Source organism: Burkholderia sp. HI2761 (assembly GCF_002223355.1).
GTDB lineage: Bacteria > Pseudomonadota > Gammaproteobacteria > Burkholderiales > Burkholderiaceae > Burkholderia.
This window is the reverse complement of record NZ_NKFN01000004.1, coordinates 771,058-782,748: the sequence shown is the minus strand read 5'-3', so window position 1 is coordinate 782,748 and position 11,691 is coordinate 771,058. Positions and strand designations below refer to the sequence as shown.

Genomic DNA, 11,691 nt, shown 5'->3' with positions numbered 1-11,691 from the left:
GATGGCTTACTCGGCGGCGACCGGCTTGCCCGAGGCGTCCGTCACCTTCGTCTTCCACTGCTTGCGGATTTCCGTCTCGACCGTCGCCGGCAGCGAGATGTAGTCGAGGCTGTCGGCAGCCTTCTCGCCGTTCTTGAACGCCCAGCTGAAGAACTTCAGCGTTTCCGCGCCCTGCTCCGGCTTGTCCTGCTTCGCGTGCAGCAGCACGAACGTCGCGCCGACGACCGGCCACGCTTCCTTGCCCGGCTGGTTCGTCAGGATCTGGTAGAACGACTTCGACCAGTTCGCGCCTGCTGCTGCTGCCTTGAACGTTTCCGTCTTCGGCTCGACCACCGTGCCCGTCGAATTCTTCAGCGCAGTGTAGGTCATGTTGTTCTTCTTCGCGTACGCCCACTCGACGTAGCCGATCGCGCCCGGCAGGCGCTGCACGAAGGCCGCGACGCCGTCGTTGCCCTTGCCGCCCGTGCCCGTCGGCCAGTTGACCGTCGTGCCTTCGCCGATCTTCGACTTCCACTCGTCGTTGACCTTCGACAGGTAGTTCGTCCAGATGAAGCTCGTGCCCGAACCGTCAGCGCGGCGGACCACGGCGATGTCCGTATCCGGCAGCTTGACCTTCGGGTTCAGCGCGGCGATCGCCGGGTCGTTCCACTTCTTGATCTTGCCGAGGTAGATGTCGCCGAGCACCGGGCCCGACAGCGTCAGTTCGCCGGCCTTCACGCCCGGCACGTTGACGACCGGCACCACGCCGCCGACCACCGTCGGGAACTGGAACAGGCCTTCCTTCGCGAGCTCTTCATCCTTCAGCGGCGCGTCCGAACCGGCAAAATCGACCGTCTTCGCGACGATCTGCTTCAGGCCGCCCGACGAGCCGATGCCCTGGTAGTTGACCTTCGAACCGCCGGACTGCTGATAGTCGGCAGCCCATTTCGTATAGATCGGCATCGCGAACGTGCTACCTGCGCCCGTGATGTCGGCAGCGTGGGCGGCGACGGCGAAAAGCGCGCCAGCCAGGCCGGCAATCGCGGTTTGCATCAATTTCATGAGACCTCCAGTGTGTGAGCGGATGACTACGGCACCGCGAAGGTTAGGGGCTGCTCATGACGGTAATGTGACAATCGATGAAACTGGCGTGACAGTAACATGACTGGTTGAAAGGGAGTATCGGGCGGTGCGTCGGGGCGCGGGAGCGGCGCCGGCGGCAAGAATTGCCGGGCTCGGAGGGGAAGGGATGAACGCCCTTTTCCAAGGGCGTGCGGGGTGCATCGTAGCGCTGTGTCAGCCGGACGGGAAGCCCGGTGCGGCGGCGGGCATGACTTCGGGGTCGGATGGCCGATTCGAGCGGAACAGTGCGTTTGTCGAACGTCGCTTCTATTAGGTAGGCAAACCTTTGCGTCTGACAAAACGACGGCGCCCGAGGGCGCCGCACGCACATTCGCCAGGGAGCCGGCGCGCGGCCGTTCGGACCGCCGCGCGCCACCTTGTCTAGATCAGGCTGTCGCCGCGCGCACCGCGTCGGCGATCGTCTCCGCATGGCGCACCGCATCGGCTGCCTGCTGCGCTTCGACCATCACGCGCAGCACGGGCTCCGTGCCCGATGCGCGGATCAGCACGCGGCCGCTGCCGGCGAGCTCGGCTTCGGCTGCATCGATCGCGGCGCGAATCGAGGCGCTGCCCTTCCAGTTGGCGCCCGGCTTCATCCGCACGTTGATCAGTTTCTGCGGGAACAGCGTGACGCCGTCGAGCATTTGCGCGAGGGTGCGGCCGCTGCGCTTCAGCGCGGCCAGCACGAGCAGCGCCGACACGATGCCGTCGCCGGTCGAGTGACGGTCGAGCGACAGGATATGCCCCGACCCTTCCGCGCCGAGCTGCCAGCCATGCTCGCGCAACTGCTCGAGCACGTAGCGGTCGCCGACCGCCGCACGCACGAATTTCACGCCCTCGCGCTGCAGCGCGACTTCGACGGCGAGGTTCGTCATCAGCGTGCCGACCGCGCCGTCAACCTTGCCGTCGGTCGCGATCCGGTCCTTCACGAGCACGTACAGCAGCTCGTCGCCGTTGTACAGGCGGCCGGTCGCGTCTACGACCTGCAGGCGATCCGCGTCGCCGTCGAGCGCGATGCCGAGATCGGCGTGGTTCGCCCGCACCGCACGCACCAGCGCGTCCGGCGCGGTCGCGCCGACACCGTCGTTGATGTTGAAGCCGTTCGGCGCGACGCCGATGGGAATGACGTCCGCGCCGAGTTCGTGGAACACGTGCGGCGCAACCTGGTACGCGGCGCCGTGCGCGCAATCGATCACGAGCTTCAGCCCGCGCAGGTCGAACGCGGCCGGGAACGTGCTCTTGCAGAACTCGATGTAGCGGCCGCCTGCGTCGTCGAGGCGGCGCGCCTTGCCGAGCCCGTCCGACGGCGCGCATTCGAGCGGCTTGTCGAGCCACGCCTCGATCGCGGCTTCGGTATCGTCGGGCAGCTTGTTGCCGTCAGCCGAGAAAAACTTGATCCCGTTGTCGTGATACGGATTGTGCGACGCGCTGATCACGACACCGGCCGACAGACGCAGCGCACGCGTCAGATACGCGACGCCGGGCGTCGGCATCGGGCCGGCCAGCATCACGTCGACGCCGGCCGCCGAGAATCCGGCCTCGAGCGCGGCTTCGAGCATGTAGCCCGATACGCGTGTGTCCTTGCCGATCAGCACGGTCGGACGCGAGCCTGCCGTGACGTCGGCCGAGCCGGCCAGTACCTTGCCGGCCGCATAGCCGAGACGCAATACGAAATCCGGTGTGATGGGCGCGTCGCCCACCGTGCCGCGAATGCCGTCCGTGCCGAAATATCGACGTCCCATGGAATTCTTCCTCCTTCGTCTTTCTGACTTGCTTATCGTTGCCGCGCGGCTGCGCGCACGGCATTCCATACTTTCAGCGCATCGACCGTCGCCGCGACGTCGTGCACGCGCACGATCGCGGCGCCGCGCGTAACCGCGCACACCGCGGCTGCCACGCTCGCCGCGACACGCTCCATCGGCGGCTTGCCGCCGATCACCGCGCCGAGCATCGACTTGCGCGACATGCCGGCGAGAATCGGATAAGCGCGCCCGTCGGGTCGCGCGGGCGCCGTGTCCGGCAACGCGGCCAGCAGCGCATAGTTGTCGTCGACGACCGCCTTGCCGAACCCGAAGCCGGGATCGACGCAGATGCGCTCCGCCGCCACCCCGGCGTCGCGCAGCGCCTGGGCGCGGGCCGCGAGAAAATCGCGCACGTCGGTCACGACGTCGCCGTAGTCGGGCTCGCCGACCTGCATCGTCTGCGGCTCGCCGAGCATGTGCATCGCGCACAAGCCGCTATTGCCGTCGCGCACCGCATCGATCGCGCCCGGCTGGCGGAACCCCCAGATGTCGTTGATCAGGTCCGCGCCGGCGGCCAGCGCCGCGCGCATCACGGCCGGCTTGTAGGTATCGATCGACAGCGGCACGTTCAGCGGCCGCAGCGCCTCGACGAGCGGAATCACGCGCGCGAGCTCCTCGTCGAGCGGCACGGGCGGCGCGCCGGGGCGCGTCGATTCGCCGCCGATGTCGAGCAGGTCCGCACCGTCGGCAATCATCCGCTCGGCCTGGCGCAGCGCATCGTCGCGCGCGAGGAAGCGGCCGCCGTCGGAAAACGAGTCGGGCGTGGCGTTGAGGATGCCCATCACGAGCGGGCGTTCGAACGTCAGTTCGAAGCGGCCGCATCGGAGCGGCGCGGGAATGAACGGGGACACTGCGGAATCGGACACGAGCAACGGACGTGGATGAATGCAAAACGGGCCGGTGTGAAGCCACACCAGCCCGTGAACGGCGCTAAAGCGGAGGTTATGCCGCCGGCGTAGCCGGCGCCGGCGCGCTGCCGGGCTTGACCTCGGCGCTGCCGCCGCCCGACGAATCGCCGCCGACAGCCGGCGAGCTCTTCGGCGAGCGCGGCGGACGGCCTTCCATGATGTCGTTGATCTGATCGGCGTCGATCGTCTCCCACTCCATCAGCGCGGCCGTCATCGCCTCGACCTTGTCGCGGTTATCTTCGAGCAGCCGGCGCGCGAGGTTGTACTGATCGTCCAGCACCCGGCGGATTTCCGAGTCGACCTTCTGCTGCGTCGCTTCCGAGATCGTGCGCGTGAAGCCGCGGCCGAACGGCGACGCATCGTTCTCGTCGTCGACGTAGACCATCGGCCCGAGTGCGTCGGTCATGCCGAAACGGGCCACCATCGCACGCGCCGTCTGCGTGGCCTTGTTGAAGTCGTCCGATGCGCCGGTGCTGACCAGATTCATGAACAGCTCTTCGGCAACGCGGCCACCGAACAGGATCGCGAGGCGGTCCAGCAGGTAATCCTTCGAATACGTCTCGTTGTCATGCTCCGGCAACTGCCAGGTGACGCCCAGTGCGCGACCGCGCGGGATGATCGTGACCTTGTGCACCGGGTCGGCCTTCGGCAGCAGCTTCGCGACCACCGCGTGGCCCGACTCGTGGTAGGCGGTTGCGCGCTTCGCTTCCTCGCGGATCACCGCCGACTTGCGCTCCGGACCCATGAAGATCTTGTCCTTCGCATCCTCGAAATCCTGCATCTCGACGATGCGCTTGCCGCGACGTGCGGCGAACAGCGCCGCCTCGTTCACGAGGTTCGCGAGATCGGCGCCCGAGAAGCCCGGCGTGCCGCGTGCGATGACTGCCGCGTCGACGTCGTTCGCGATCGGCACCTTGCGCAGGTGCACGCGCATGATCTGCTCGCGACCGCGGATGTCCGGCAGGCCGACATAAACCTGGCGGTCGAAACGGCCCGGACGCAGCAGCGCCTTGTCGAGCACGTCGGAACGGTTGGTCGCGGCGATCACGATCACGCCCGAGTTCGCCTCGAAGCCGTCCATCTCGACGAGCATCTGGTTCAGCGTCTGTTCGCGCTCGTCGTTGCCGCCGCCCATGCCGGCGCCGCGATGACGGCCGACCGCGTCGATTTCGTCGATGAACACGATGCACGGCGCGTGCTTCTTCGCCTGCTCGAACATGTCGCGCACACGGGCCGCGCCGACGCCGACGAACATTTCGACGAAGTCCGAACCCGAGATGCTGAAGAACGGCACCTTCGCTTCACCCGCGATCGCGCGGGCGAGCAGCGTCTTGCCGGTACCCGGAGGGCCGACCAGCAGCACGCCGCGCGGAATGCGGCCGCCCAGTTTCTGGAATTTCTGCGGATCGCGCAGGAAGTCGACGAGCTCGGACACTTCTTCCTTCGCTTCGTCGCAGCCCGCGACGTCGGAGAAGTTCACCGCGTTGTTGTTCTCGTCGATCAGCCGCGCACGCGATTTCCCGAACGAGAATGCGCCGCCTTTGCCGCCCCCCTGCATCTGCCTCATCATGTAGAACCAGAACACGATGATCAGGATCGTCGGCCCGAGGTAGTACAGCGCGGACATCAGCGCGTTCGGCTCGTCGTCGGCCTTGCCGCTGACCTGCACGCCGTACTTCATCAGATCGCCGACCATCCAGATGTCGCCGGGCGACACGATCTGGTATTTCTGGCCATCGGCCGGAGTGACGGTGAGGTTGCGCCCCTGAACGATGACGTTCTTGACCTTGCCGCTCTTGGCGTCGTCCATGAACTGCGAATAGGACACGCCTTCCTGAACGCGGGGCTTGTCGAACTGCTTGAACACCGTAAACAGCACCAGTGCGATCACCAGCCACACCGCTGCCTTCGAAAACATATTGTTGTTCAAAGCACCACTCCTTCACTCGTAGACGAGCGCCTACATTTTCCTTGCGGCGCCCCTCGGTCATTCTAATCCAGTCCGACCACCCTCGCCATAAGCATTGACAACCGCTGCGATAGCGCGTCGCTTGTCTGGCAAGGGCCGGAGCCCGTTTGCGGCTCCGCGCTGCGCATCAGCGCGGATGCTTCAGCTGCCGACCCAAAATGAACGTTTCGGACGATTTGTCGCGGGATGCCTTGGGCTTGCGCGGCGCGACAACCTTAAACTGCTGTTTGAATTTCTCGACGATCTGGCTGTAGCCGCTGCCGTGAAAGCACTTCACGAGCAGCGCACCATCCGGCTTCAGATGATTCTGCGCGAATTCGAGCGCCAGATCGCAGAGATGCTCGATGCGCGCCGCGTCCGCCGAGGCCACGCCAGAGAGGTTGGGGGCCATGTCCGAAATAACAAGGTCCACCGCGCGGCCTTCGAGCACTTCTTCGAGCTGGCGGAGGATGTCGTCCTCGCGGAAATCGCCCTGCAGGAAGTGGACGTCGGCGATCGGCTCCATCGGCAGGAGGTCGAGCGCAACGATCGTGCCGTCGATGCCGCCCTCGCGCTCCGCGTCGCGCTTCTTGCCCTGCGCGAGCTTGTTGCGGGCATACTGGCTCCAGCTGCCCGGCGTGGCGCCGAGATCGACGATCACCTGGCCCGGACGGATCAGCTTGTCCTGCTCGTCGATTTCCTTCAGCTTGTACGCGGCGCGCGCGCGATAGCCCTCCCGCTGCGCCATTTTGACGTACGGGTCGTTGATGTGGTCGTGCAGCCAGTTCTGGTTGAAGCGGTTTTTTGCCATTCGAGAGAGAGATTGCTGCTATTTGCTTCGTGAAGCCGCGCTTTTAGCGGATAATACGCGTCTTCTTCGCGCGGCTGCGGCCCCTTTTCAGGCCCAAGCCGCGATTTTACGTGGTTTCGGCGCACGTCTGACGCGGTAACTTTCCGCGATCGCTTTTCAGCCAGCGCGCCCTTATTAAGATTTCGACATTTCCATGCCCGCCCTTTCGCTTTCTCCCGCCGAGCGCTCCGCGCTGCGCTCCCAGGCCCATGCGCTCAAGCCAGTCGTGCTGATCGGCGCCGAAGGGCTGACCGACGCCGTGCTGAAGGAAATCAAGGTGCACCTCGACGCGCACCAGTTGATCAAGATCCGCGTGTTCGGCGACGAACGCGACGCACGCGTCGCCATCTACGACGAGATCTGCGACCGCCTGAGCGCGGCGCCGATCCAGCACATCGGCAAGCTGCTGGTGATCTGGAAACCCGAGGCCGCGGTTGCCCCGACCCGCGGCCGTCGTGCCGGTGCGCTGCCGAGCGCGGCCGAAGTCGTCGACGACCGCAAGGGCCGCGCACCGCGCACCGTCAAGGTCGTCAAGGTGTCGCCGAACGCGAGCCCCGTGCGCCGCCCGAAGCCGACGAAGGTCGTCGTGCGCGGCAACGAGCGCGTGACCGCGGGCGGTACCGTGAAGCGTGCGAAAAAGCGCCAGGCCAGCACCAAGCGGCCGTTCCAGGACAAGTAAAACGCCCGTGCGGCACGGATTCCCGTGCCGCCTGCCCGGCGCGTCGCTCAGGCGTCGCGCGCCGGCAGACGCCAGATCAGCATCAGCCCCAGCACGCTCTCGACAAGATAGAACACGCTCGAGACGCCGTGCAGCATCCCGAAGCGGCTCGCATACGGCGAATTCGCGATATCGGTGCCCGCATCCATCGCGGCTACGCGCAGCGCGTTCATGAACGGTTGCAGCGCGAAATACCCGACCAGCACGCACACGACCATCGCGGCGACGATCCAGCGCACGCGGCGATATTCGCTGCTGCCGCGCCGCACCTGCTGGTTCGACAACGCGAGCAGCAGCACGCCGCACACGACGCCGAGGATCGCCTCGATACGGAACAGCTGGGCGGCGACCGAACCGGCCGTCATCCGCTCCAGCGTCTTGAACAATACGGGGGCGACCGCATACCCGATCGTCAGCAGGCTGCCGACCCATACGGCCGACAGCAGACGGAACACGCGATGCGGCATCACGTCGCCCCGCTTCAGACGTAGCTGACCGAGATGATTTCGTACTCGCGCACGCCGCTCGGCGCCTGCACGGCCGCGACGTCGCCTTCGGACTTGCCGATCAGCGCACGCGCGATCGGCGAGCTGACCGAGATCAGGCCGTGATCGATATCGGCTTCGTCGTCGCCGACGATTTGATACTTGACGGTATCGCCCGACTCGAGATCCTCGAGTTCGACCGTCGCGGCGAACACCACGCGGCCGTCGGCGTCGAGCACCGTGGGATCGATGATTTGCGCGGCGGACAGCTTGGATTCGAGTTCCGCGATACGACCCTCGATGAAGCCCTGTTTTTCCTTTGCGGCATCGTATTCGGCGTTTTCGGACAGGTCGCCCTGTGCGCGGGCCTCCGCGATCGCGTTGATCACGGCCGGCCGCTCGACGGACTTGAGGCGCTGCAATTCATCGCGCAGTTGCTCTGCGCCACGCTTTGTCAACGGAATGGTGCTCATAAACGGCTCAATCGCTAAAAACGGCTATAAAAAAAATCACCGCGATTAAGCGCGCTTCCGATGCACTGGAAACACCGCCTAATCGCGGCACGTGTTGCTTCGACAGGTAACTGAACGCTTAGTTTAGGCGAGCGTGAAGACCTTGTAAATCATAGACTTCCAGATCCTTCAGGTAGCGCAAGCCCTCGACGGCCGCGCGCGCGCCCGACATCGTCGTGTAGTACGTGACCTTGTGCGCCTGCGCGCTCATGCGGATCGAACGCGAATCGGCGATCGCCTGGCGCGTCTCGTCGACCGTCGTGAACACGAGTGCGATCTCGCCGTTCTTGATCATGTCGACGATGTGCGGACGGCCGTCCTTCACCTTGTTCACGACCTTCACCGGCACGCCGGCCGCTTCGATCGCGGCAGCCGTGCCCTTGGTGGCGACGATCGGGTAGCCGAGGTCGTGCAGCATGCGCGCGACTTCGACGGCCTTCGGTTTGTCCGCGTCCATCACGGTCAGCAGCACCGTGCCCGACTCCGGCAGGCGCGAACCGGCCGCGAGCTGCGACTTGAACAGCGCTTCGCCGAACGTCTGGCCGACGCCCATCACTTCGCCGGTCGAACGCATTTCAGGCCCGAGGACCGGATCGACGGTCGGGAACTTGACGAACGGGAACACCGCTTCCTTCACGCTGAAGTACGGCGGCTCGACTTCCTTCGTCACGCCCTGCTGCGCGAGCTTCTGGCCGACCATCGCGCGCGCCGCGATCTTCGCGAGCGGCAGGCTGGTCGCCTTCGACACGTACGGCACCGTGCGCGACGCGCGCGGGTTCACTTCCAGCACGTAGATGACGTCCTGCTTCGAACCGTCCGCCTGCGGTACCTGCTGGATCGCGAACTGCACGTTCATCAGGCCGACCACGTTCAGTGCCCTCGCCATCGCGCCCGTCTGGCGCTTCAGCTCGGCCACGGTTTCCTTCGACAGCGAATACGGCGGCAGCGAGCACGCCGAGTCGCCCGAGTGAACGCCCGCCTGCTCGATGTGCTCCATCACGCCGCCGATGAACACGGCTTCCCCGTCGCAGATGCAGTCGACGTCGCACTCGATCGCGTCGTTCAGGAAGCGGTCGAGCAGCACCGGCGAATCGTTCGACACCTTCACGGCCTCGCGCATGTAGCGCTCGAGGTCGCGCGGCTCGTGGACGATTTCCATCGCGCGGCCGCCGAGCACGTACGACGGACGCACGACCAGCGGGTAGCCGATTTCGTCGGCCAGCGCGAGCGCTTCATCCTCGGCGCGGGCGGTGCGGTTCGGCGGCTGGCGCAGGCCGAGGTCCTGCAGCAGCTTCTGGAAGCGTTCGCGGTCTTCGGCCGCGTCGATCATGTCCGGCGACGTACCGACGATCGGCACGCCGTGCGCCTCGAGGTCGAGCGCGAGCTTCAGCGGCGTCTGGCCGCCGTACTGGACGATCACGCCGACCGGCTTTTCCTTGTCGACGATCTCGAGCACGTCCTCGAGCGTCAGCGGCTCGAAGTACAGGCGATCGGACGTGTCGTAGTCGGTCGACACCGTTTCCGGGTTGCAGTTGACCATGATCGTTTCATAGCCGTCCTCGCGCATCGCGAGCGCCGCGTGCACGCAGCAGTAGTCGAACTCGATACCCTGGCCGATCCGGTTCGGGCCGCCGCCCAGCACCATGATCTTCTTGTTCGTGGTCGGCTGCGCCTCGCACTCTTCCTCGTAGGTCGAGTACATGTAGGCCGTTTTCGTCGCGAACTCGGCCGCGCACGTGTCGACGCGCTTGTAGACCGGGCGCACGTTCAGTTCCACGCGGCGCTTGCGGACGTCTTCCGGCGTCGCGCCGAGCAGCTTCGCGAGGCGGCGGTCGGAGAAGCCGCTCTGCTTCAGGTAGCGCAACTCGTCGAACGTCAGCGACGCGAGCGTGCGGCCGCCGAGCGCCTTTTCCTTCAGGATGATCTGCTCGATCTGCTCGAGGAACCACGGGTCGATCGCGGTTTCCGCGAAGATTTCCTCGGCCGTCATCCCGATGCGGAACGCATCGCCGACGTACCAGATGCGGTCCGGGCCCGGCTCGTGGATCTCGATCGCGATTTCGTCGCGATTGGTCGACTTCTCGTCGAGGCCGTCGACTCCGACTTCGAGGCCGCGCAGCGCCTTCTGGAACGATTCCTGGAACGTGCGGCCGATCGCCATCACTTCGCCGACCGACTTCATCTGCGTGGTCAGGCGCGAATCGGCCTCGCGGAACTTCTCGAACGCGAAACGCGGGATCTTCGTGACGACGTAGTCGATCGTCGGCTCGAACGACGCCGGCGTCTGGCCGCCGGTGATTTCGTTCTTCAACTCGTCGAGCGTGTAGCCGACCGCCAGCTTCGCGGCGACCTTCGCGATCGGGAAGCCGGTGGCCTTCGACGCGAGCGCCGACGAACGCGACACGCGCGGGTTCATCTCGATGACGACCATGCGGCCGTCCTTCGGGTTGATCGAGAACTGCACGTTCGAGCCGCCCGTGTCGACGCCGATCTCGCGCAGCACCGCGAGCGATGCGTTACGCAGGATCTGGTACTCCTTGTCGGTGAGCGTCTGCGCGGGCGCGACCGTGATCGAGTCGCCGGTGTGCACGCCCATCGGGTCGAGGTTTTCGATCGAGCAGACGATGATGCAGTTGTCGGCGCGGTCGCGCACGACTTCCATCTCGTATTCCTTCCAGCCGAGCAGCGACTCTTCGATCAGCAGCTCGCGCGTGGGCGACAGGTCGAGACCGCGCTTGCAGATTTCCTCGAACTCTTCGCGGTTGTACGCGATGCCGCCGCCCGAGCCGCCAAGCGTGAACGACGGGCGGATCACGATCGGGTAGCCGCTGCCGCCCGTCTCCGCCATGATCTCGGCGTGCACCTTGGTCGCTTCTTCCATCGAATGCGCGATGCCCGACTTCGCGGAGCCGAGACCGATCTTGGTCATCGCTTCCTTGAACTTCTGGCGGTCTTCGGCCTTGTCGATCGCTTCCGGCGACGCGCCGATCAGCTCGACGCCGAACTTCTCGAGCACGCCGTGGTAGTGCAGGTCGAGCGCGCAGTTCAACGCGGTCTGGCCGCCCATCGTCGGCAGGATCGCGTCCGGGCGCTCCTTCTCGATGATGCGCGCGACGACTTCCCACGTGATCGGCTCGATGTAGGTCACGTCGGCCGTGTTCGGGTCGGTCATGATCGTCGCCGGGTTGCTGTTGACGAGAACGACCTTGTAGCCCTCCTCACGCAACGCCTTGCAAGCCTGCGCGCCCGAATAGTCGAACTCGCACGCCTGGCCGATGATGATCGGGCCGGCGCCGATGATGAGGATGCTCTTGATGTCTGTGCGTTTTGGCATGGCTTGTGAATTCAATAAGTAATCGTTGTCGTG

General features: G+C 65.5%; 9 protein-coding genes. 1 reads left to right on the top strand and 8 read right to left on the bottom strand.

Going from position 1 to position 11,691, the window contains the following annotated elements; all coding sequences use genetic code 11:
• Nucleotides 1–6: 6 nt before the first annotated feature.
• The 5 genes from pstS to CFB46_RS10340 all read right to left on the bottom strand — a co-directional run bounded on the left by pstS (nt 7) and on the right by CFB46_RS10340 (nt 6,570).
• Nucleotides 7–1,041, bottom strand: a complete 1,035-nt coding sequence (gene pstS / locus CFB46_RS10365) for a phosphate ABC transporter substrate-binding protein PstS (protein WP_006490565.1) — start codon at nt 1,039–1,041, stop codon at nt 7–9.
• A 446-nt stretch (nt 1,042–1,487) separates the two neighbouring features.
• Complete coding sequence (gene glmM, locus CFB46_RS10355) at nt 1,488–2,843, bottom strand: phosphoglucosamine mutase (RefSeq protein WP_089499928.1); 1,356 nt, start codon at nt 2,841–2,843, stop codon at nt 1,488–1,490.
• Nucleotides 2,844–2,875: 32 nt separating this feature from the next.
• A complete protein-coding gene (gene folP, locus CFB46_RS10350; protein ID WP_143751606.1) occupies nt 2,876–3,769 on the bottom strand; it encodes a dihydropteroate synthase in 894 nt (297 codons plus the stop codon).
• Nucleotides 3,770–3,845: 76 nt separating this feature from the next.
• Nucleotides 3,846–5,741, bottom strand: coding sequence for an ATP-dependent zinc metalloprotease FtsH (ftsH, locus tag CFB46_RS10345; protein WP_027784083.1), 1,896 nt, complete (start codon nt 5,739–5,741; stop codon nt 3,846–3,848).
• 166 nt (nt 5,742–5,907) lie between these two features.
• Complete coding sequence (locus tag CFB46_RS10340; RefSeq protein ID WP_027784082.1) at nt 5,908–6,570, bottom strand: RlmE family RNA methyltransferase; 663 nt, start codon at nt 6,568–6,570, stop codon at nt 5,908–5,910.
• Nucleotides 6,571–6,763: 193 nt separating this feature from the next.
• Between CFB46_RS10340 and CFB46_RS10335 the strand changes: the two genes are divergently transcribed.
• Complete coding sequence (locus CFB46_RS10335) at nt 6,764–7,288, top strand: YhbY family RNA-binding protein (protein WP_027784081.1); 525 nt, start codon at nt 6,764–6,766, stop codon at nt 7,286–7,288.
• Between the two features lie 47 nt (nt 7,289–7,335).
• Here the strand turns inward: CFB46_RS10335 and CFB46_RS10330 are convergent, their stop codons facing one another.
• The 3 genes from CFB46_RS10330 to carB all read right to left on the bottom strand — a co-directional run bounded on the left by CFB46_RS10330 (nt 7,336) and on the right by carB (nt 11,658).
• Nucleotides 7,336–7,794, bottom strand: coding sequence for a DUF4149 domain-containing protein (locus CFB46_RS10330; RefSeq protein WP_006497614.1), 459 nt, complete (start codon nt 7,792–7,794; stop codon nt 7,336–7,338).
• A 14-nt stretch (nt 7,795–7,808) separates the two neighbouring features.
• Nucleotides 7,809–8,285, bottom strand: a complete 477-nt coding sequence (gene greA / locus CFB46_RS10325; protein ID WP_027784079.1) for a transcription elongation factor GreA — start codon at nt 8,283–8,285, stop codon at nt 7,809–7,811.
• A 118-nt stretch (nt 8,286–8,403) separates the two neighbouring features.
• Complete coding sequence (carB, locus tag CFB46_RS10320) at nt 8,404–11,658, bottom strand: carbamoyl-phosphate synthase large subunit (RefSeq protein ID WP_089499926.1); 3,255 nt, start codon at nt 11,656–11,658, stop codon at nt 8,404–8,406.
• Between the last annotated feature and the right edge of the window lie 33 nt (nt 11,659–11,691).